The 19,819-nt window shown below is 63.1% G+C and carries 21 protein-coding genes and 1 other RNA gene; 7 read left to right on the top strand and 15 right to left on the bottom strand.

The genetic code is table 11. From position 1 onward, the window contains the following. Window positions 1–44 precede the first annotated feature (44 nt). From HGQ17_RS09925 to HGQ17_RS09890, 8 genes are all read right to left on the bottom strand, one after another. Complete coding sequence (locus HGQ17_RS09925) at window positions 45–311, bottom strand: GlsB/YeaQ/YmgE family stress response membrane protein (protein WP_168887783.1); 267 nt, start codon at window positions 309–311, stop codon at window positions 45–47. Window positions 312–687: 376 nt separating this feature from the next. Further along, window positions 688–1,064: a transfer-messenger RNA gene (gene ssrA / locus HGQ17_RS09920) on the bottom strand. Window positions 1,065–1,109: 45 nt separating this feature from the next. Continuing rightward, window positions 1,110–1,481 (bottom strand): fluoride efflux transporter FluC, encoded by a 372-nt coding sequence (locus tag HGQ17_RS09915; RefSeq protein ID WP_211090580.1) that lies wholly within the window; start codon window positions 1,479–1,481, stop codon window positions 1,110–1,112. Further along, complete coding sequence (locus HGQ17_RS09910; protein WP_168887782.1) at window positions 1,478–1,948, bottom strand: fluoride efflux transporter FluC; 471 nt, start codon at window positions 1,946–1,948, stop codon at window positions 1,478–1,480. The genes HGQ17_RS09915 and HGQ17_RS09910 overlap by 4 nt, the downstream gene beginning before the upstream one ends. A gap of 25 nt (window positions 1,949–1,973) precedes the next feature. After that, window positions 1,974–2,678 (bottom strand): metal-dependent transcriptional regulator, encoded by a 705-nt coding sequence (locus tag HGQ17_RS09905; RefSeq protein WP_168887781.1) that lies wholly within the window; start codon window positions 2,676–2,678, stop codon window positions 1,974–1,976. A gap of 4 nt (window positions 2,679–2,682) precedes the next feature. Further along, window positions 2,683–3,543 (bottom strand): metal ABC transporter permease, encoded by an 861-nt coding sequence (locus HGQ17_RS09900; protein ID WP_168887780.1) that lies wholly within the window; start codon window positions 3,541–3,543, stop codon window positions 2,683–2,685. After that, window positions 3,540–4,295, bottom strand: a complete 756-nt coding sequence (locus HGQ17_RS09895) for a metal ABC transporter ATP-binding protein (RefSeq protein ID WP_168887779.1) — start codon at window positions 4,293–4,295, stop codon at window positions 3,540–3,542. Before HGQ17_RS09895 ends, HGQ17_RS09900 begins: the two co-directional genes overlap by 4 nt. Beyond that, entirely contained in the window at window positions 4,288–5,220 is a 933-nt protein-coding gene (locus tag HGQ17_RS09890; RefSeq protein WP_168887778.1) for a metal ABC transporter solute-binding protein, Zn/Mn family, read from the bottom strand. Before HGQ17_RS09890 ends, HGQ17_RS09895 begins: the two co-directional genes overlap by 8 nt. A gap of 129 nt (window positions 5,221–5,349) precedes the next feature. Between HGQ17_RS09890 and HGQ17_RS09885 the strand changes: the two genes are divergently transcribed. Together HGQ17_RS09885 and HGQ17_RS09880 are read left to right on the top strand one after the other, a co-directional pair. Continuing rightward, entirely contained in the window at window positions 5,350–5,706 is a 357-nt protein-coding gene (locus HGQ17_RS09885; RefSeq protein ID WP_168887777.1) for a hypothetical protein, read from the top strand. After that, entirely contained in the window at window positions 5,703–6,014 is a 312-nt protein-coding gene (locus HGQ17_RS09880) for a hypothetical protein (RefSeq protein ID WP_168887776.1), read from the top strand. Before HGQ17_RS09885 ends, HGQ17_RS09880 begins: the two co-directional genes overlap by 4 nt. Before the next feature lie 26 nt (window positions 6,015–6,040). Here the strand turns inward: HGQ17_RS09880 and hisN are convergent, their stop codons facing one another. From hisN to HGQ17_RS09860, 4 genes are read right to left on the bottom strand one after another with little or no spacing between them, the layout of a single operon-like run. Next, a complete protein-coding gene (gene hisN / locus HGQ17_RS09875; protein WP_168887775.1) occupies window positions 6,041–6,847 on the bottom strand; it encodes a histidinol-phosphatase in 807 nt (268 codons plus the stop codon). 5 nt (window positions 6,848–6,852) lie between these two features. After that, complete coding sequence (rsgA, locus tag HGQ17_RS09870) at window positions 6,853–7,851, bottom strand: ribosome small subunit-dependent GTPase A (protein WP_168887774.1); 999 nt, start codon at window positions 7,849–7,851, stop codon at window positions 6,853–6,855. After that, window positions 7,848–9,173 carry a 3-phosphoshikimate 1-carboxyvinyltransferase gene (gene aroA / locus HGQ17_RS09865; protein ID WP_324615247.1) on the bottom strand — a complete coding sequence of 442 codons (1,326 nt, stop codon included), beginning with the start codon at window positions 9,171–9,173 and terminating at the stop codon, window positions 7,848–7,850. The genes rsgA and aroA overlap by 4 nt, the downstream gene beginning before the upstream one ends. A 23-nt stretch (window positions 9,174–9,196) precedes the next feature. Beyond that, a complete protein-coding gene (locus tag HGQ17_RS09860; protein WP_168887773.1) occupies window positions 9,197–9,838 on the bottom strand; it encodes a DoxX family protein in 642 nt (213 codons plus the stop codon). 233 nt (window positions 9,839–10,071) lie between these two features. Here HGQ17_RS09860 and HGQ17_RS09855 point away from each other — a divergent pair, with 233 nt between their 5' ends. Both HGQ17_RS09855 and rsrA read left to right on the top strand, forming a co-directional pair. Beyond that, window positions 10,072–10,674: a sigma-70 family RNA polymerase sigma factor gene (locus HGQ17_RS09855; protein ID WP_168887772.1), complete on the top strand. Its 603-nt coding sequence runs from the start codon at window positions 10,072–10,074 to the stop codon at window positions 10,672–10,674. After that, the gene (gene rsrA / locus HGQ17_RS09850; protein WP_168887771.1) at window positions 10,675–10,953 is read left to right on the top strand and encodes a mycothiol system anti-sigma-R factor; all 279 of its coding nucleotides are present in this window, start codon (window positions 10,675–10,677) and stop codon (window positions 10,951–10,953) included. A 153-nt stretch (window positions 10,954–11,106) separates the two neighbouring features. Here rsrA and HGQ17_RS15910 read toward each other — a convergent pair whose 3' ends face one another. The 3 genes from HGQ17_RS15910 to HGQ17_RS09840 are packed head-to-tail and all read right to left on the bottom strand — an operon-like array spanning window position 11,107 to window position 15,635. Next, window positions 11,107–11,181, bottom strand: coding sequence for a 50S ribosomal protein bL37 (locus tag HGQ17_RS15910; RefSeq protein WP_373868394.1), 75 nt, complete (start codon window positions 11,179–11,181; stop codon window positions 11,107–11,109). A gap of 33 nt (window positions 11,182–11,214) precedes the next feature. Next, complete coding sequence (locus tag HGQ17_RS09845) at window positions 11,215–11,817, bottom strand: GDSL-type esterase/lipase family protein (protein ID WP_168887770.1); 603 nt, start codon at window positions 11,815–11,817, stop codon at window positions 11,215–11,217. 11 nt (window positions 11,818–11,828) lie between these two features. Beyond that, entirely contained in the window at window positions 11,829–15,635 is a 3,807-nt protein-coding gene (locus tag HGQ17_RS09840) for a multifunctional oxoglutarate decarboxylase/oxoglutarate dehydrogenase thiamine pyrophosphate-binding subunit/dihydrolipoyllysine-residue succinyltransferase subunit (RefSeq protein WP_168887769.1), read from the bottom strand. 126 nt (window positions 15,636–15,761) lie between these two features. On the opposite strand from HGQ17_RS09840, the gene guaB1 reads away from it, so the two are divergent. Genes guaB1 through HGQ17_RS09825 form a run of 3 tightly spaced genes read left to right on the top strand, consistent with a single transcriptional unit; the run spans window position 15,762 to window position 19,756 of the window. Beyond that, window positions 15,762–17,249, top strand: coding sequence for a GMP reductase (guaB1, locus tag HGQ17_RS09835; protein ID WP_168887768.1), 1,488 nt, complete (start codon window positions 15,762–15,764; stop codon window positions 17,247–17,249). Between the two features lie 45 nt (window positions 17,250–17,294). Next, window positions 17,295–18,686, top strand: coding sequence for a hemolysin family protein (locus HGQ17_RS09830; protein ID WP_168887767.1), 1,392 nt, complete (start codon window positions 17,295–17,297; stop codon window positions 18,684–18,686). Next, window positions 18,683–19,756, top strand: coding sequence for a hemolysin family protein (locus HGQ17_RS09825; protein ID WP_168887766.1), 1,074 nt, complete (start codon window positions 18,683–18,685; stop codon window positions 19,754–19,756). The genes HGQ17_RS09830 and HGQ17_RS09825 overlap by 4 nt, the downstream gene beginning before the upstream one ends. Window positions 19,757–19,819: the final 63 nt, after the last annotated feature.

Raw genomic sequence — 19,819 nt, 5'->3', positions numbered from 1 at the left:
GCTACGGCGCTGATCATTTCGCCGCTAGCCGGGTTTTGGAATTCTTAGGCTTTACTCTTGCTCGAGATGGCTCGCCAGATGAATGCGACGATGAGACCGCCGAGGATGGCGAAAAGCCACGTGCCCAGGTCGAAGAATGATTCATTGACGTTTACGCCAAAGATGGCTGAAGCTATCCAGCCGCCGAGCATCGCTCCGAGAACTCCGGTGATAAGTGTTGTGATCCAGCCGCCGGGTTGGGAGCCGGAGAGAATAGCGCGTGCGATCGCTCCGGCGATAAGGCCCAGAACAATCCATCCGATGATGCCCATTGATCCTCCTAGCCAGAAGTATTTTGTAATTTCAATATACCCGCTGGATGTAGGCCCTGGCTAGCATTCACAGAAATTCATATACAGGCTTTCTGTCATGGGGTTGTGCAATTTTGCTGGGGTTCCATGGGGAGCAATGGGAGGGGATTCTGGGTGCCGTTGAATCAAGAAACCCCTTCTTGGCCAGCAAGCCAGCTGACTAGACGTGAGCCCAACGAGCACATTCGCCCTTGATCAGATGCTGAAGTCCGTCAGTGGAGGCTGGGTCATGATCCTCTCAAGGCTGAAGACCTACCTGGAAACTGGAGGCGCCCCAGGCTGACACAGCCCTGGAACTAAGAAAGGCACCGCCCGGATGGGCGACGCCTTTCGTCACAAGTGGAGCCGGCGGGAATTGAACCCGCGTCCGATCTGTAGTCACATGGGCTTCTCCGAGCGCAGTCTGCTAAGCAGTGTTGCTCGGTCCCAGGCGTCATGCAGACAAGCGCCTGACAGACCCAGCCGCATAAATTGTCGAGAGCCTCCCCTGCGGCGAGGGAGTCTCTCCAGTGGCTATCTAGCTGATGCCAGACTCTGAGTCGATAGCAAACTCAGGCTGACAGACTCGCGGTCGCTGGATTAGGCAGCGAGGGCGAAGTCAGTGCGCTTAGATTCGGCACTTATTGGGTTGCGCAAGGGGTTTTAACGTGGTCACTTGGCGTCCACGGCTCGCTTCCCCATGATCACGACAGATCGTCGAAACCGATCGGCCCCGTGTGTAGTTATCAAACAACACCGCCAAATGGCGGACTCTCTAGTTTATATCAGTAACAAGGCCGCAGCAATGCCCAATATTCCCGCGCCGAGGCCCGCCCCGGTATGTACCAGCCACAGTCCCGCAGCAACGGTTCGTTCCCCGGCCAGCCAATGCTGAGCAGCCCTGAGTGAGACTGCCGAGAAAGTGCTCAACGCCCCGATGAACCCCACGCTCACCAGGGCGGAGACCCCGGCATCCCAGGGGGTGGCCACCGCAGCGATACCGATCATCAGGCCCAGCAGCAGACAGCCCAGAGTATTGGCGATCAGAATCCCGGCCCGCCAGAGGCTCTCCAGCAGGTATCGGCAGACCGCACCGGCGGCCCCACCAAGGGCCACCGCCAAAACCAGTCCCAGGCTCACATCCAAGGTCACGGGCCATCACCCCCGTGCTTACACTGCATTCCCGTGCAGCCGAAGATTGCCCGGCCTATGGTCATCCCAGCAGCTGCTGCGGCGGTACAGAAGATCACCGAGATCAACAGATAAGCCACCATTTCGAAAAGCCCAGGCGGAATCACTTCATCAGCTGAGGTCAGGGTGAACAGTTCCCGGTCCTGGGCCAGCACCACAGCCAGCACCACCGTCGAGAAAGTGGTGAACGAGCCCAAAAGACCCGTTCCCAACACTGGAATCGTCCACTTCGGCAGCCGAGACCACGCATGGGAAACCCCCACCAAAAGCCCCAAAGCACCGGATCCCAACAGGTTGATGGCCAGGGTCATCCACGGGAATTTCATGAAGACTTCATCAGAGAGCTCCACCATCAGCAGACGCAGCACCGCCCCCACGGCACCAGCAGCCGCCACCCAGGCGATCAGAGCAATACGAGATCTCGGCACAGGCTACAGAATAGACGTCCGGGGCCTACTGAGCAGACACGCTGACCCGCACGGCGTGGGCCACATCGTGATCCAAGGGCACAGGGGAGCCTCCGCTGGCGCTGACAACCACATCACCACGGGTCGAGGAGACCACGGTCACCTGGGCGCCGATGGGCACCTGCTGCTCGGCCAGGGCCCGCAGCGCCTCCGGCACGGAATCATCCACCTGCTCCACGCGGACCTCCGCCTCGGCGGGCACCCGGCACAGCAGTGTGGTCTCCGGGTAGTTCAGGGAGAGATCAGCAGCCGGAATCGGATCCCCATGTGGATCAGTGGTGGGATGACCCAACCGGGCATCGAGCCGCTCAATGAAAGTATCCGAGACCGAATGCTCCAGACGCTCGGCCTCCTCATGCACCTCATCCCAGCCGTAGCCCAGTTCCTTGACCAACCAGGTCTCGATCAGCCGGTGGCGGCGAACCATAGCCAGGGCCAACCGGCGCCCCGCCTCAGTCAGACGCACCGGGGCATAGGGCTGATGCTCCACCAAGCCCTGCTCAGCCATCTTCCGCACCATCAGCGAAACCGAGGGGTTGGAGACCCCCAAAGTCCGGGCCAGGGCGCTTGCTGTCACATCAGCGCCCTCCCACTCCGCGAGACCATAGATAGTCTTCGCATAATCCTCCACCGAGGTGGTGGCCCCTTTGGTGGGGAGAGTTGAGCGACCCTGGTCCGAGGTACGTGGCATAGCTCTATTCTGCCAGGGTCTGCACCGCCGAGCGGCGGATCCGAGGACGACGACGCCCGGTCAGCAGGCGTAACAGATACCCCAGGGCGAACTGACCAGCAGCAGCCAGCACAATCGCCCCACCAGTGGAGATATTCAGCCAATAACTGGCATAAACCCCGATCACCGCGGCCAGAATCCCGACCGCGACCGAGATGCCCAGCATGACCGGGAAACTGCGGGCCACCAGGAAACCTGTGGCACCGGGGATAACCAGCATGGCCACCACCAGAATCACGCCCAGGGTCTGCAGGGCGGTGATCGTGGTCAGGGCCAGCAGCACCAGCAGCACCGTGGTCAGCACGCCCACCGGCAGTCCGATGGCCCGGGCATAGATCCGGTCGAAGGCCACCAGAGTGAAATCCCTGCGCTTGATCAGCAGTACGGCCACGGTCACCGCAGCCAATCCGGCCACCTGATACAGATCAGCCCGAGAAGTGCCCAGCACATTGCCGAAGAGGATGTGCTGCAGATGCGTCTGCGTGGTCACCGTGGACATCAGCACCAACCCCAGGGCAAACAGAGAGGTGAAAACTACACCGATGGTGGTGTCGCGTTTCAGAGCGGTGGTCTGACCCAGCAGCCCGATCAGAGCCACCGCCAGCATGCCGAAGACAAAAGCCCCAGCACCCAGGGGGACACCGAGCACAAAGGCCAGTACCACCCCGGGCAGGATGGAATGCGCCACGGCCTCACCCATCAGCGACCAGCCCATGAGCACCAACCAGGAGGAGAGCATCCCGCAGACCGCAGCCGAGATCACCGCCACCGCCAGGGCGTTCTGCATAAACGGATACTCCAGGGGAGTCAGCAGAAAATCGATCATTGCAGGGCCGCCCCAAAAGCTCGGGCCAACTGCTCATCGGTGAGCACCTCAGCAGGGGCGCCGGCGGCAAGCACCCTGCGGTGCAGTAGAATCACCTGATCGGCCAACTGCTCAACCCCCTCCAGATGGTGGGTGGAAATCAATACGGTAGTCCCGGCGTCGCGCAGTTCATGCAGCACCGAGGTGATTACCTGCTCACTGCCGCGGTCCACACCGGCGAACGGCTCATCCAAAAGCATCAGCGGAGCCCCCTGGGCCAAGGCCCTGGCCAGAAACGTGCGTTTACGCTGACCCCCGGAGAGCTGACCGATCCCACGGCGGCGGAACTCACTCAGCTGCACCTGATCCAGGGCCGCATCCACCGCCTGCCGGTCAGTAGCCTTCGCCCGCCGGGTGAACCCAGTATGCGGATACCGTCCCATGGCCACTACCTGATCCACAGTGATCGGAAACGTGGTGTCCACCTGCTCATGCTGGGGGACATAGGAGACCAAATTACGACGACGGGCTGCCACCGGCTCCCGGCCGAAGAGCTTCACCGTGCCCTGGGCCACCGGGGCAAGACCCAGCAGGGCCGAGAAGAGAGTGGACTTCCCCGAACCATTGGCCCCCAGCAGGGCGGTGATCTGCCCGGCCCCCAGCTCCAGGCTGACCTCCTGAAGGGCAATGACCCCCGGATAGCCAGCGGTCAGCCGCTGCACCCGTACCGGGGCAGACCGGTGTCCCTGCGCAGAAGTATCGGTTCTACTCATGACTGCTCAGAATAGTGTCGATGGTGTACTCCAGTAGCTGCAGATAGGTATCGGCATCCCCGTCCTCGGTGAGGGAGTCCACATAGAGTGGGCCGGCCAGTTCGGCCCCGGTGGATTCGGCCACCTGGGCCTGGGCGTCGTCGTTGACTGTGGACTCACAGAAGATGGTTTCCACCCCGTTGTCCTCAACGAAGTCGATCTGCGCCTCCACCTGCTGCGGGGTGCCCTCGTTCTCAGCGTTCAGCGGCCAGAGGTAATGCTCGGAGAGCCCCAGATCCCGGGCGAGGTAGCCGAAGGCGCCCTCACAAGTGACGAGATAATCAGCATCCAGCTCAGCGGCCCGATCCTGGGCCTGCTCGGCCAGTTCGGTCAGCTGCTGCCGGTACTCATCGGCCCGCTCGGCGAAATACTCGGCATCCTCAGGGGAGAGCTCGGCCAGACCGGCCTCAATATTGTCGATATAGGTGATCGCCTGCACGGGGCTGATCCACCCGTGCGGATCCTCGGGCAGGCCCTGGGCGCCATCGGGGTGATTGGGCAGACCGGTGACCTCTTGGACCTCGATGCCCTCCGAGGCGGTGACCACCGGGGCATCAGAGTGGGCGATGAACTGTTCGAACCATTCCTCCAGGTTCAGACCGTTCTCGATGACCAGATCGGCGTCGGTGACCGCCTGGATATCAGCGGGAGCGGGATCGTATTCATGCACCTCTGCGCCGACCGGGGTGATGGACTGGACCTCGATGCGATCACCACCGATCTCGGCGGTCATATCGGCCAGCACGGAGAAGGTGGTCACCACCTGCGGTGTAGCTTCCGGGCTGGCGCCCTGCTCGGTATCGCAGGAGGTCAGGGCGGCAGCGGCGAAGGCTGCAGTGCTGAGGGCGGTCGCCTTTGACCATGCCCCATTAGCAAATTTAGGCATGCCTACACCTTAGTCTCAGGTGAACCTAAACTTCAAATTGCCCGGCAGTCCTGCCAAAGCCCTGGCGTGGCGGGTAACAGTGTGGTTAGCGTGAAGCTGCGTCCTAAACACTGTGAGGAGCCCCACCGGATGAGTACGGCCAAGCAGGCATGTGTCAATGCACTCTTCGACACCGGCGCTGAGCTTGAGCGCCGCGAATACCGCACTGTGCACCAGGATCAACCCACCCCCACGGATCAGACTGACCACGATGGCGACCACCACGTGGTCCTGCTGACCTCACACCAGCAGCAGTACCGCATCGAAGTCTCCCTGAGCGGACCATCGGGGTCCTGCTGTCTCCAGCGCAGCGCCACGGTGACCATCCACCCCGGAGAGGCCAGCGAACATCTGCTGCTGAGCGGCTCACCCGAAACCGACACCACCGACCTCCAATCAACTCTGAGCGCGATGATCCGCCACCACATACTCCAGGAGGACGGATGAAGAAACTGCTCAGGACGGGGCTGGCAGCCCTGACCGCGGGACTCTTTGCATCCGGTGCCACAGTCGCACCAGCACAGGCGCAGGACGAGCTCGCCATCGATGTACTTGAACGGATCGAAACCTACGACGACGCCGACGGCACCGGCTGCGATACCCGCAATGACATCCTGGCCCGGGATCTGGACGCGGCGACCATATCCATCGATGAAGATGGCTGCACGGTCGAATACGAACCCGGAGGAATAGGCCTTCATCGAGGATCTCTTAGAGACCTCGGACTGCGCAGGAACCCTGGCAGCACCGGCTGAGGCGATGACCCAATAGGCCGGAGGCTTCAGGAGCTGAGCTCGGGGGTCAAGGCAGATAATGCTGGCTCGTGCAGCAGACCATTGCTGGCTAGGGCATTGGCCCCGGAGCAGCCGGGGTCATTATCCAGGGAGGTGAACTCCCCACCGGCCTCGGTGACAATCGGCACCAGGGCGGCCATATCGTAGAGCTCCAGCTCCGGCTCGGCGGCGAGATCCACTGCGCCTTCGGCGACCATGCAGTAGGACCAGAAATCGCCATAGGCCCGGGTGCGCCAGACGGTCTCGGTCAGACCCAGGAACTGGTCGAAGCGGCCGATCTCCTTCCACCCCTCCATCGAGGAGTAGGAGAAGCTGGCATCCTCCAGGGCGGAGACCTTGGAGACATTGAGCTGCCGGGCAGAGGAGAGAGACTTACCGGTGTAGGCTCCGCCGTCCTTGGCAGCCCACCAGCGTCGACCCAGGGCGGGGGCCGAGACTACACCCATCACGGGCTCACCGTGATCGACCAGGGCGATAAGCGTCGCCCAGACCGGGACCCCGCGGATGAAGTTCTTCGTTCCGTCGATGGGATCGAGCACCCAGCGACGGGGACCGGAACCGGATTCGCCGAACTCCTCGCCGTAGATGGCATCGCGGCCGCGGGCTCGGGAGAGCTGGGAGCGAATCAGTTCCTCCGCGCTTCGGTCGGCCACGGTCACCGGGGTGAGGTCCGGCTTAGTCTCCACCTCGAAGTCCATGGCGTTGAAATGCTGCATGGTCTGGGCGTCGACCGAATCGGCGATCATATGCGCCAGGCGCAGATCCTCGGTGTACGGGCTGGAATGCAGGCTCATGGGGTTCAGCCTAACGACTGCAGCAGCCCGCGCAGGGATTTCAGCCGGGCAGGCCCGTTCTGACCGGCATTTCCGGCCTCGACATACGCATCCAGGGCGCAGCCGCCCTCGGCGGAGAGGTGGGCGCAGTTTGATTCACAGTCGGCTGAGCCGGGGGCGAGGTCCTCGAAGGCGGCCAGCACATCATCGGGGTCGATATGGGCTAGACCGAAGCTGCGCACACCGGGGGTGTCGATAACCCACCCACCAGTGGGCATGCTCAGCGCCACCGCGGAGGAGGAGGTGTGCCGGCCTCGTCCAGTGATGGCATTGACCCCGCCGGTGGCCCGATCCGCCCCGGTGAGTGCATTGACCACGGTCGATTTCCCAACCCCGGAGTGCCCGATCAGCGCGGTGACCTTTTCGGTGAGCAGTTCGGTCAGCCGGCTGACCGCCTCCTGGGCGACATTGGCTGAGGTCAGGATGGTCAGATCCAGCTGCTCATAGTGAGCGATCAGCTCTGCGGGGTCAGCGAGATCAGTTTTGGTGATCAGCAGAATCGGTTCGATATCAGCCTCATAGGCGGCGACCAGGGCCCGGTCGATGAACCCGGTGCGGGGTTCAGGATTGGCTGCGGCGACTACGATCAGCAGCTGATCGGCATTGGCCACGATCACCCGTTCCTCCACCGCGCCCTCATCATCAGAGGAGCGGCGCAGCAGGGTTTTGCGCTCCTCGATATGCACCAGTCTGGCCAGTGTTCCCTCCTCACCAGAGGTATCGCCGACCAGGCGAACGAGGTCACCGGGTACCACCGGGGTGCGGCGCAGGGCTTTGGCCCGAACCGCGGTCAGCGGGCTTTCATCCGCCATGAGGGAACACAGGTACCGGCCGCGGTCGACCTGCAGGACCCGGGCCAGCTCAGCATCTGAGTAATCCGGGGTCTCCTTAGTCCGGGGGCGGGAGCCCTTCTTATTCGGACGAACCCGCACCCGGGACTCATCCCAGGAATCCCAACGGCTCATGGAGCCACGAGCTCCTTCCACCGTTGGGGGAAGTCAGGCATAGTCTTGGAGGTCGAACCGATGTCCTCAACGCTCACCTCGGGGATGACCAGGCCCAGGATCGCACCGAAGGTGGCCATTCGGTGATCGGCATAGCTGAAGACCTCGGCACCATGGCGTACGGGGGAGAGGACCCGGAAACCGTCATCGGTCTCCTCCGCCTGACCGCCCAGCCGACGGATCTCGGCCACCAGGGCCGCCAGCCGGTCAGTCTCATGGCCGCGCAGATGCTGGACCGAGGTGAACTTGGTCTCCTCCGGGCACAGGGCCGCAAGGGCAGCAACAGTGGGAGTCAGCTCCGCGGTGCCGTCGACGACACCTGGACTGCTCAGCCGCTGGGGTCCACGCACATACAGGGTGCCTGTGCTGTCGCTGGTGGGCTCCAGCTTCACGTCGCAGCCGAAATCCCGCAGCAGCTCCGGCCACCGCCTCCCGATCTGAGTGGAGCTCAGCGGCCAACCCGGCATGGAGACCTCACCACCGGTCACCGCAGCCGCACAGAGGAAAGGTCCGGCATTGGACAGATCAGGTTCCACCCGGACGGTGAAAGGCTCGATAACCCCTGGCTGGACCCGCCAGGAGTAGGGAGTGGGGGAGTCCACCTCAACTCCGAGATCACGTAGAACCTTCAGGGTCATCTCCACATGCTCCAGAGAGGGCACCTGAGAACCCGAGTGGTGAAGGGTCAGACCGCGGGGGAAACGGGCAGCGGCAAGCAGCAGACCGGAGACGAATTGAGAGGAGGCAGAGGCATCAATGGTCACCTCATCACCGGTCAGTCCCTGCTCGTGGGGGTGAATAGTGAAGGGTAGGAAGCCGGGCTCGCCCTCTTCGGTGATCTGCACGCCCAGGCCACGCAGGCCCTCAAGAACAGCGCCCATCGGACGGTGGTAGGCAGTGGCATCGCCGTCGAAAAACACACGGCGACCAGTCAGGGCAGCAACTGCCGGCAGGAAGCGCATCACAGTGCCGGCCAGACCACAGTCGACGGCGACCGGCTCCGCCGCAGTCTCGGCAGTGGGGGAGGAGGTCCCACCGCCGAGACTGATCGGCGTAATTCTCACCGCTGGCTCACCGGCTACTTTCAGATGCTCAATACCAGCACCCAGGCGCTCCAGGGCAGCCAGCATCAGCTGCGAATCCCGGGACTGCAGGGGATTGATCACCGTCGAAGGTGTCCCTCGCCCGGCATCATCTGCCAGGGCAGCCAGCAGCAGATAGCGGTTGGTCAGAGATTTCGACGCCGGGACGGAGACATCACCGCAGACCGGTGCCGCCGCAATCGGCGCAGTCCAGGCAGAACTATTCAGCTGACTTTGTCCTTGGCCTTCTCGGCTTCCTTGGCCGCAGCCTTGGCGGCCTTCTTGGCCTGCTGCTCAGCCTTCTTGAAGCCCTTCTTTGCGTCCTTCTCCCATGCCTTGAGGGTGTTGGCGGCGTCATCGCCGAGATTCTCGGCCCATTTGACGGTCTTCTCGCCGAACTTATTGCCCTTCTTCATAGCGCGCTTGGAGATATGCTCAGCGCGCCAGGACAGGGAAGGCTTACCGGCCAGATCCACAGCGGCGATACCCAGACCGCCCAGCAGGGAAATGTTCTTCAGCAGAGTCTTGCGCTGAGCGACCACATCCTCCTCGGTCTCCAGGGGAGCGGAGCGGTACTCGGCGTAGGAGTTGAGCTTGTGAACCCCGCATAGGGTCAGCGCAGCCAGCCGGGGGAATTTGCCGATGGCCAGCGCGGTACCGGCAGCGATCTGCACTCCGCCCAGAACCTGTGCGGTCAGCTTCGGCTTGGCAGCCAGGGACTCTGCCTGCGGGACGACAGAAGCAATCTCGTTGAGAGTCTCGGAGAGCTCCTCCGCAGCCTCATCAGGATTGCGCAGCCTCTCGACCCCGTTATAGATGAAGCTGGAGCCCAGCAGCGGTCGGGCGAACTTGCGGATCAGGGTCATGCTTCTTTCCTCCTTGCGGCTGCGGGCGGGAACCCGCATGTGAAATACGCTTGTCCTGGACCAATCTATCAAGAGCTTCCAGGGATGGGCACAGCCCCCGACCTAAGGGGCTGATGAGGCCTGAATCCCCGGTCAGGAATGTGTGGGGCGTCGTCGTCGTTCTTCTGACTATGACAGTGGCGACACTAGCCCGGCCAGGCGAGGACCAGGCGCAGCACGTAGACTCACTATTGATGAGTGTTGACGTTAATGAGGAGACCGAGGCTGCACGCCGGGCCCGCTTTGAGCGCGAGGCCCTGCAGTACGTGGACCAGCTCTATTCGGCTGCCATGCGGATGACCCGCAACCCACAGGATGCCGAGGACCTGGTCCAGGAGGCCTATACGAAGGCCTATTCAGCCTTCCATCAGTACAAGCCGGGGACCAATCTGAAGGCCTGGCTGTACCGGATCCTGACCAATACCTACATCAACATCTACCGGAAGAAGCAGCGCCAGCCGCAGCAGGCCAATACGGATACTGTCGAGGACTGGCAGATGGCACAGGCCGCCGAGCACACCAGCTCCGGGCTGCGCTCCGCCGAGGCTGAGGCCCTGGACCACCTGCCCGATTCCGATGTGAAGAATGCCCTGCAGGAGATCCCTGAGGAATTCCGACTGGCGGTCTACTTCTCCGATGTGGAGGGCTTCGCCTACAAGGAGATTGCCGAGATCCTCAATATCCCCATCGGTACCGTCATGTCCCGGCTGCACCGCGGTAGGAAACTGCTGCGTGGACTGCTGGCAGACTACGCCCGCGATCGCGGGTTCAATCGGGGCGAAGGGAGCGAGAAGTAAATGGGCACCGAGAACTGCAAAGAATGTGAGACCACCGCTGAGGCCGCAGCGCGCCTGGAGCGGATCTACGAATACCTCGACGGCGCGCTCTCCCGCTCAGACATCAACGAGGTGCAGGAACACCTCAACGACTGTCCCGAATGCGCCTCCGACTACGATCTGGAATGCCTCATCCGCACCGCGGTGAAGCGCTCCTGCACTGAGCAGGCGCCCGAGACTCTGAAGCTGACCATCATCGAGCGGATCAGCGAGATCAAGGTCGAGGCCAACCACAACTAGACAGCCTGTGAGCCGCGAGCATCGCGAGCGGCGACTTTAGGCGTGAAGCGCGGCAAGGCTTTGCCGCCGGGACCAACTCAGACACTGAAGCCCCGCAGAACTTCTCACCGATCGGTGAGCATCTGCGGGGCTTCAGTCTCTTTGGCTTATGCGTCAGGCGTTGGGCCGCTTGCCGTGATTGGCGCTGTTCTTGCGGCGTGCCTTGCGCTTACGTCCACGCTTACCCATAGCGGACTCCTTTCGTCTACAACCTGCCCAAGTTTACACCCCAAGCCACTGGTGCCAACCACGGTGTAATACCAGCCACGCGATCAGACCGTAGCCGGCCTGGCCGGGGACACCATCATTGGCGGCGAGATCCTCTCGCCACTGGGCATGGTCGACCAGCGGTGAGAAGGCATCCACATAGGGGTGGGAGCGGCGCACGGCCACATCCTGGTAGGCCTTGTTCAGTTCGGCCAGTTTGCGGTTCCACGCATCATCGACTGTGGGCAGTGGTCCCAGCACAAAGCAGCTGATGCCCTGCTGGGATGCCCGGTCGAGGATATTGGCAAGGTTCAGCCTGGCCCGCGCGGAGGAGGCCCCATGCAGGTCATGGCCGTTGAGCGCGACGAGCAGATGCCGGTCAGCGGCACCCTCACCGGCGACCGGACCGAACCGGCTGGCGGCCTCGGCCTCCCACCGCTTGGACAGTGCTTCCACACCCTCACCGGGCACGGCCAGCACATGGGACTGCAGGTGCAGCCCCTCCAAAGGTGTTTTGGACAGCACACGGCCGAACCAGCCGAGGGCCCTCGGATCTCCCAGTGGGGTGATCAGCTCATCGCCAACAGCGACCAGCCGAACCCGGCGAATATTCTCCATACCCAGAGACCCTACAGGTCGAGGTGGCGGAATGCCTTAGCCAGCAGCTCCTCGAGCTCCATGGCGTGCCGCTTGGCCTGGCCCACCGAGGTAGCAGCGGATTCCGGACGGGCCACCAGGGTGAAGTCCTGATCCAGCAGAGGCATGAATTTCAGCCCCAGGAACGGCCAGGGGCCCTGGTTCTCAGGCTCATCCTGTGCGTAGATGAACTCCTCGGCCGCGGTGTACTTATTCAGCTCCTCCTGCAGGGTCTCCACCGGCATGGGGTAGAGCTGCTCGAGGCGAATAATCGCGGTGGTGGCGTCGTCGTGCTTGCTCCGGGTGGCCAGCAGGTCGTAGTAGAGCCGTCCGGAGACCACCAGAACACGCTTGACCTTGGCGGGATCCACATCCGGGTCACCGATGACCTCCTGGAAGGTGCCGGTGGTGAAGTCCTCAACCTTATTGGCAGCGGCCTTCAGACGCAGCAGCTGCTTGGGGGAGAAGACGATCAGCGGACGGCGAGGCCGGGCCACAGCCTGGCGGCGCAGCAGGTGGAAGTAGTTCGCACCGGTGGAAGGCATGACCACGCTCATATTGTCCTCAGCGCAGAGCTGCAGGAAGCGCTCGGGGCGACCGGAGGAGTGGTCCGGGCCCTGACCCTCGTAACCGTGCGGCAGCAGCATCACAACACTGGAGCGCTGGCCCCACTTCTGCTCGGCAGTGGAGATGAACTCGTCGATGATGATCTGGGCACCATTGACGAAGTCACCGAACTGAGCCTCCCAGAGCACCAGAGCGTTGGGGTTCTCCACGGAGTAGCCGTATTCGAAGCCCAGCGCTGCGTACTCGGAGAGCAGCGAGTCGTAGATGAAGAACCGGCCCTGGTCATCGGTGAGGTTCTTCAGCGGGTACCACTCGTCACCATTGGAGCGGTCGTGGAAGACCGCGTGACGCTGCACGAAGGTGCCGCGGCGGGAGTCCTGACCGGCCAGGCGCACCTCGGTGCCCTCCATGAGCAGGGAGCCGAAGGCGGCGATCTCGGCGAAGCCCCAGTCGATGCTGCCTTCGCGGGCCATCTTGGCGCGCTTCTCCAGCAGAGACTTCAGCTTCGGATGAGCGGTGAAGCCCTCCGGGATATTGGTGTGCACCTCGCCGATATGGGCCAGAGTGTCCTCGCTGATGGCAGTGTCATCTGCAGCGCGCTCCGGAGTCTCGTCCTCCTCCTGGGAGGCGGTCGGGGCGACATCCTCACTGGAGGCGCCACCGCCGGATTCCACAGTGGAGACCGGCTGAGTCTGCGCAGCGTGGGTCTCGGTGAAGACCCGCTCCAGACGCTGACGGTAGTCCTGCAGTGCCTGATCAGCCTCTTCCTGGGTGATATCACCACGGCCGACCAGAGCCTCGGTGTAGAGCCGGCGGGTGGTCCGCTTAGCCTCCACGAGGTTGTACATCTTCGGCTGGGTCATCGAGGGATCGTCGCCCTCGTTGTGACCGCGACGGCGGTAGCAGACGAGGTCGATGACGACGTCCTTATTGAAACGCTGACGGTAACGGAAGGCCAGCTGGGCAACGCGAGCAACCGACTCCGGGTCATCGGCGTTGACGTGGAAGACCGGGGCCTGGATGGCCTTGGCCATATCGGTGCAGTAGGTCATCGACCGGGCTGCCGAGGGCGCGGTGGTGAAGCCGACCTGGTTGTTGACCACCACATGCACGGTGCCGCCGGTGCGGTAGCCGCGCAGCTGGGACATATTCAGGGTCTCGGCAACAACGCCCTGACCGGCGAATGCAGCATCGCCGTGGATCAGCAGCGGCATCACCGAGAAGCTGTTGACATTATCCGAACCCTGGTCGAGCCGGTCCTGCATGGCCCGGACAACACCCTCGAGCACGGGGTTGACCGCCTCCAGGTGGGAGGGGTTGGCCGCGAGGTAGACCCGGGTGGAGTTGCCCTTATCGGAGGTGAAGGAACCGCGAGTACCCAGGTGGTACTTCACGTCACCGGAACCGGTGCCGGCATCGCGGCCCTCGAACTCGCGGAAGACCTGAGAGTAGGTCTTGCCGGCGATATTGGTCAGCACATTGAGCCGGCCGCGGTGGGCCATACCGATGGCGACCTCGTCCAGGCCCTCGTCTGCGGCCTCGGAGAGGACAGTGTCCAGCAGCGGGATCAGGGATTCGCCGCCCTCGAGGGAGAACCGCTTCTGGCCGACGAACTTGGTCTGCAGGAAGGTCTCGAAGGCCTCCGCAGAGTTCAGCCGGCCCAGGATGCGGAACTGCTCATCCCGGGTGGGCTTGGAGTAGGGGTGCTCAATCTCGTTCTGGAACCACTCCCGCTCCTCGGGGGACTGGATATGCATGTACTCGATACCGGTGTTGCGGCAGTAGGTATCGCGCAGCACGCCCAGGATGGAGCGCAGCGGCAGCGACTGCTTGCCGCCGAAACCGCCGGTGGGCCAGTCGCGGTCCAGATCCCACAGGGTCAGACCATGGGACTCGATGTCCAGGTCCGGGTGGGAGCGCATCTTGTACTCCAGGGGGTCGACACTGGCCATGAGGTGGCCGCGGACCCGGTAGGAGTGGATCAGCTGCTGGATGCGGGCGACCTTATTGATCTGCTCCTCAGGGTTGACCTGAATATCGGCAGACCAGTGGATCGGCTGGTAGGGGATCCGAAGAGCTTCGAAGATCTCCTCGTAGAAGTTGTCCTTGCCCAGCAGCAGCTCGTGGATGGTCTTGAGGAACTCACCGGAGCCGGCACCCTGGATGACCCGGTGGTCATAGGTGGAGGTCAGGGTGATGACCTTGGAGACCGCGAGGTTGTTCAGGGTCTTCTCGGAGGCACCCTGGAACTCAGCGGGGTACTCCAGGGCACCCACACCGACGATGCAGGCCTGGCCCTTGGACAGACGCGGCACGGAGTGCACGGTGCCGATACCGCCGGGGTTGGTCAGACTCACGGTGGTGCCGGCGTAGTCGCCGGGGGTGAGCTTATTGTCGCGGGCGCGCTTGACCAGATCGTCATAGGCAGCCCACCAGTCGGTGAAGCTCAGCTCCTCAGCACCCTTGACGTTCGGCACGATCAGCGCGCGGGTGCCGTCGGGACGCGGCATATCGATAGCCAGGCCGAAATTGACATGGGCCGGCTGGATGGCGGTGGGCTTACCGTCGACGACGTCGTAGGTGACGTTCATCGAGGGGTGCTCGCGCAGCGCCTTGAGCATCGCGAAGCCGATGAGGTGCGTGAAGGAGACCTTGCCGCCGCGGGTGCGCTTGAGGTGGTTGTTGATCACCGTGCGGTTGTCGATCAGCAGCTTGGCCGGCACAGCGCGAACGGTGGTCGCGGTGGGGACCTCCAGGGAGGCATCCATATTGGCAGCAATGGCCTTGGAGATGCCCTTGAGGACAGTGTGCTTGTCCTCCTTCTTCTCCTCCGGGGGCTCCGGGGTCTCAGGCTTGACCGGCTCGGAGGGGATCGGATTGGAGGGCTCAGCCTTGCGGGTCACCGGCTGGCTGGGGGCCTGCGGTTTGCCGCTGGGCTTCTCATTCCGAGGCTTCTGGGAGCTCTTCGGCTCTGCGGGCTTGGCAGTATCCGGGGTGGTCTCGTCCTTGGCGGCCTTCTGATTGGACGCATTGGGCTCGGAGTCCACCTGGGACTTCTTCGCGGTGCCTGCGCTGTTGTTGCTGCTGCCTTCACCCTCGAGGCGGCGGAAGATATCCGCCCATTTCCGGTCTACGGCATCAGGGTTGTCCCGGTATTTGTCATATATGTCGGCGACCAGCCATTCATTTCCGGGAAACTCTTCCGCAAGACGGCTGGACGTTAGCTCTGGCACTGTGGATACGCCTCTTCCATTGAGTTCTGATGTCAGGCACTGCGCTGTGCTTCAGTGGATCATTCTGCAATCCAGCATAGTGACTTTCTGGTACGGCTTGCCACCGGGCGCGGTATCGTGTCTGTGATGCGTCTCATGAATGAACCCGACCATGACCTGACCTACGCGGACGTCTTTCTCGTACCGTCCCGGTCAGAGGCGGCCTCCCGCTTTGATGTGGACCTTGGAGCCGATGACGGCACCGGAGCGACAACGCCCCTGGTCTCGGCAAATATGACAGCAGTGACCGGCCGGCGGATGGTCGAAACGATGGCCCGCCGCGGTGGACTCGGTGTGCTGCCTCAGGATGTTCCGGTCGAAATCCTCTCCGAGGTCACCTCCTGGGTGAAGACCCGGCACCCGGTGTTGGAGACCCCGCTGAAGGTCACCCCCTCAGACACTGTCCTGGATGTCCTGCACCTGCTGGATAAGCGCAACCACGGTTCGGTCTGTGTCCTCGATGACGATTCCCGCCTGGCCGGGGTGGTCACCGCAGGAGACGGCGAAGGTGTGGACCGGTTCTCCTCCGTGGCCTCGGTGATGCGGATGCCGCAGGTTCAGTTCAGCGCCGATGAGCTCTTCGGGGACTACGACGACGCCCGCATCGCCTCCGAGGCCGACCTCGAGCCGGCTTTCAACGCCATGGAATCTGCCGGTACTGACTACGCCCCGGTCACCACCGCCTCCGGTGAACTGCTGGGTGTGCTCACCCGGGCCGGAGCGCTGCGTTCGACCATCTACCGGCCCAACCTCGACGCCGAGGGGCGGCTGACGGTGGCTGCGGCGATCGGGATCAACGGTGATGTCCGCGGCAAGGCCGAGACGCTGCTGGAAGCCGGAGTCGATGTTCTGGTGGTCGACACCGCCCATGGGCACCAGGCCAAAATGTTCGATGCCCTGGCCCAGGTCCGCCAGGCCGTTGAGGCCACCTCCTTGGTGGTCCCCATCGTGGCCGGCAATGTGGTCACTGCTGAGGGAACCCGCCAGCTGATCGAAGGCGGGGCCGATATCGTCAAAGTCGGCGTCGGACCCGGTGCCATGTGCACCACCCGCATGATGACGGCAGTGGGCCGGCCCCAGTTCTCCGCGGTGCTGGAATGCGCTGCCGCGGCCCGAGACCTGGGCAAACACATCTGGGCCGATGGGGGAGTGCGCTACCCCCGCGATATCGCCCTGGCTCTTGCCGCCGGGGCCTCCCAGGTGATGATCGGTTCCTGGTTCGCCGGAACCTACGAGTCACCCGGGGATCTGCTCACCGCCGCCGATGGCCGCCGGTACAAGGAGAGCTACGGGATGGCCTCTGCCCGGGCGGTCCAGCACCGCACCGCAGCTGAGTCAGCCTTCACCCGGGCCCGGAAGGGACTCTTCGAGGAGGGCATCTCCAGCTCCACCATGTACCTGGACCCGCAGCGTCCTGGAGTGGAGGATCTCATCGACTCCATCGCCGCCGGGGTGCGCTCATCCTTCACCTACGCAGGGGCCGCCACCCAGGCCGAATTCCGGCAGCGGGCAGTGGCCGGAGTCCAGTCCGCAGCCGGTTATGAGGAAGGTAAACCGCTGTCCTCCTCTTGGTAGGATGAAAGCCTTATGGAGTATCGACAACCCGGGCGGGTCCGCTAAGTGGAGTGGATTCTCCTCGGCATCGGCCTACTGCTGATCCTGGGCAACGGTTTTTTCGTTGCCGTTGAGTTCGCACTGGTGGCATTGGATCAGCCCACCGTCCAGCACGCCATCGATCAGGGCGATAAACGGGCTGTTCCGCTGATGAAATGCCTGAAGTCGCTCTCCACCCAGCTCTCCAGCTGTCAGCTGGGCATCACCCTGAACACCCTGCTGATCGGCTATGTCACCGAACCGGCCCTGGGCAGCCTCCTGGAGCCGGTTCTGGAGGCATCCGGAGTCCCCGATGCCGCAGCCGGTGGTGTCTCCCTGTTCATCGCGATGCTGATCGCGACCTTGGTGACCATGCTTATCGGGGAACTGGTCCCGAAGAACCTCGCCGTGGCGGAATCCTTCCGGATCGGCCGGGCCCTGGCCCGCCCCCAGCTGGTCTTCACCGCAGTGTTCAAACCTCTGATCGTGGTGCTCAACGGATTCTCCAATAAGGTGCTGCACCGCTTCGGCCTCGAGGTCAAAGAGGAGCTCTCCGGGGCACGCACCCCCGAGGAGCTCTCCGCTATGGTGCGCCGCTCCGCCAGCCTCGGCACCCTTGATGAGCAGGCCGCGACCTTCCTGGATCGCACCCTGCGCTTCTCGGAGCAGACCGCCGCTGATGTGATGACCCCACGGCCACGAATGGTGACCATCTCCGCTGATTCACCCCTGGATGAGATCATCGACGCCGCCCGCCGCACCGGCTACTCCCGGTTCCCAGTCCTGGGCGATTCCGGGGCTGATGAGGTCCGCGGCATGGTCCATGTGAAGAAGGCCGTGGCCGTGCCGAGGCAGAAACGCGAACCCCTGGTGGCAGCCACCCTGATGAGCGCTGAGTTCGCCCGGGTCCCAGAGACCATCAACCTCGATGCACTGCTGGCCGAACTGCGCCAAGCACCCCTGCAGATCGCGCTGGTCGAGGATGAATACGGCGGCACCGCCGGGGTGGTCACCCTCGAGGACCTCGTCGAGGAGATCGTCGGGGAGGTCGCCGATGAACATGACGCCCTGACCCCTGGGGTTCTGCAGTCAGCCTCAGGCAACTGGTACTTCCCGGGGCTGCTGCGGCCCGATGAGATCAACGCCCAGATCCTGGAGCTGGAGATCCCCGAGGACTCCGCTTATGAGACTGTGGCCGGTTTCGTCCTCTTTGAACTGGGCCGAATCGCCGCCCTGGGGGATGAGGTGGAGGTCCCCGGTGGCCGTCTGGTGGTCGCTGGTATTGACGGTCGCCGCATCGACCGGTTGAAGTACATCCCCGACCCCGAGGCCCGTCGGGCAGCTCTGGAGGCCCATGCCGAGCGGGTCCAGCGTCTGGCCGTGGAGCGCGCGGAGCACCAGAAGGCAGGTGGGCGATGACCTCCGATCTCTTCGGCCTGGTGTGGCTGGTGGTCCTGCTGGCCGGCAATGCTTTCTTCGTCGCCGGTGAATTTGCGGTGCTCTCAGCCCGTCGCAGCCAGATCGAACCGCGGGCCGAGGCTGGTTCCAAACGGGCCCGGACTGCCCTGTATGCCATGGAGCATGTCAGCCAGATGCTGGCCATCGCCCAGCTGGGCATCACCGTCTGCTCGCTGCTGTTGCTGCTGATGGCCGAACCGGCAATCCACCATATGCTTGCGGTACCCTTCGAGGCCCTGGGCGTTCCCGATGCCGCCAGCTATGTGGTCAGCTTGGTCATCGCCCTGATCCTGGTCAGCTTCCTGCATGTGACCTTCGGGGAGATGGTGCCGAAGAACTTCGCGGTCTCAGTGGCGGATAAGGCTGTCCTACTGCTGGCCCCGCCGCTGGTGCTGTTGTACAAGGTGTTCATGCCGATCATCTGGCTGCTGAACACATTCGCGAATCTGGTGCTGCGGATGTTCCGGGTCACTCCACGCGATGAGGTGATCTCCACCTTCACCCTCGATGAGCTGGAGTCCATCGTGGCCGAGTCCAAACGCGGCGGCACGGTCACCGATGAGGCCGGGATTATCGCCGGGGCCCTGGAGTTCACCGAACACACCGCCGCCGAGATCATGGTCCCGGTGGATGAACTGGTCACCGTTCCCCGGGATGTGACCCCCAAACAGGTGGAGAAGGCAGTCGGTCGCACCGGGTTCTCCCGCTTTGTGGTGGATTCCGAGGCCGGAGGTTATGCAGGGTACCTGCATCTGAAGGACGTTATGGCTCTGCCCGAGACTGCCGCGGACTCACCGATTCCGGTGACCGTGGTGCGTTCCCTGGGCAATATGGGCACGGGTGATGATCTCGACACCTGTCTGGCGGCCATGCAGTCCTCCGGCTCACATCTGGCCCGAGTCATCGATGAGGAGGGTGCGACCCTCGGCATTCTCTTCCTCGAGGATGTGCTCGAGGTCCTGGTCGGTGAGATTCATGACATCACCCAGGCCAGAGACTCCCGGCGGCAGCATTCTGTAGACCCGGGGTGAGCGCATCACCTGCTCTCAACAACACTCCTGATTTTGAGAACAGTTTTCAATAAGTGTACGGTA

The organism is Nesterenkonia sedimenti, assembly GCF_012641515.1.
In the GTDB taxonomy this organism is placed as follows: domain Bacteria; phylum Actinomycetota; class Actinomycetes; order Actinomycetales; family Micrococcaceae; genus Nesterenkonia; species Nesterenkonia sedimenti.
Note: the sequence above shows the minus strand (reverse complement) of the source record. Positions and strands in the feature narration are given on the sequence as shown.

Excerpts from the sequence above, each read along its gene's own strand:
- HGQ17_RS09895 (WP_168887779.1), bottom strand. The coding sequence starts at position 4,295 with ATGAGTAGAACCGATACTTCTGCGCAGGGACACCGGTCTGCCCCGGTA.
- HGQ17_RS09860 (WP_168887773.1), bottom strand. The coding sequence starts at position 9,838 with ATGACCCTGATCCGCAAGTTCGCCCGACCGCTGCTGGGCTCCAGCTTC.
- HGQ17_RS09925 (WP_168887783.1), bottom strand. The coding sequence starts at position 311 with ATGGGCATCATCGGATGGATTGTTCTGGGCCTTATCGCCGGAGCGATC.
- HGQ17_RS09890 (WP_168887778.1), bottom strand. The coding sequence starts at position 5,220 with ATGCCTAAATTTGCTAATGGGGCATGGTCAAAGGCGACCGCCCTCAGC.
- HGQ17_RS09905 (WP_168887781.1), bottom strand. The coding sequence starts at position 2,678 with ATGCCACGTACCTCGGACCAGGGTCGCTCAACTCTCCCCACCAAAGGG.
- HGQ17_RS09825 (WP_168887766.1), top strand. The coding sequence starts at position 18,683 with ATGACCTCCGATCTCTTCGGCCTGGTGTGGCTGGTGGTCCTGCTGGCC.
- rsgA (WP_168887774.1), bottom strand. The coding sequence starts at position 7,851 with ATGAGCCGTTGGGATTCCTGGGATGAGTCCCGGGTGCGGGTTCGTCCG.
- HGQ17_RS09900 (WP_168887780.1), bottom strand. The coding sequence starts at position 3,543 with ATGATCGATTTTCTGCTGACTCCCCTGGAGTATCCGTTTATGCAGAAC.
- rsrA (WP_168887771.1), top strand. The coding sequence starts at position 10,675 with ATGGGCACCGAGAACTGCAAAGAATGTGAGACCACCGCTGAGGCCGCA.
- HGQ17_RS09885 (WP_168887777.1), top strand. The coding sequence starts at position 5,350 with ATGAGTACGGCCAAGCAGGCATGTGTCAATGCACTCTTCGACACCGGC.
- hisN (WP_168887775.1), bottom strand. The coding sequence starts at position 6,847 with ATGAGCCTGCATTCCAGCCCGTACACCGAGGATCTGCGCCTGGCGCAT.
- guaB1 (WP_168887768.1), top strand. The coding sequence starts at position 15,762 with ATGCGTCTCATGAATGAACCCGACCATGACCTGACCTACGCGGACGTC.
- HGQ17_RS09855 (WP_168887772.1), top strand. The coding sequence starts at position 10,072 with ATGAGTGTTGACGTTAATGAGGAGACCGAGGCTGCACGCCGGGCCCGC.
- HGQ17_RS09845 (WP_168887770.1), bottom strand. The coding sequence starts at position 11,817 with ATGGAGAATATTCGCCGGGTTCGGCTGGTCGCTGTTGGCGATGAGCTG.
- HGQ17_RS09880 (WP_168887776.1), top strand. The coding sequence starts at position 5,703 with ATGAAGAAACTGCTCAGGACGGGGCTGGCAGCCCTGACCGCGGGACTC.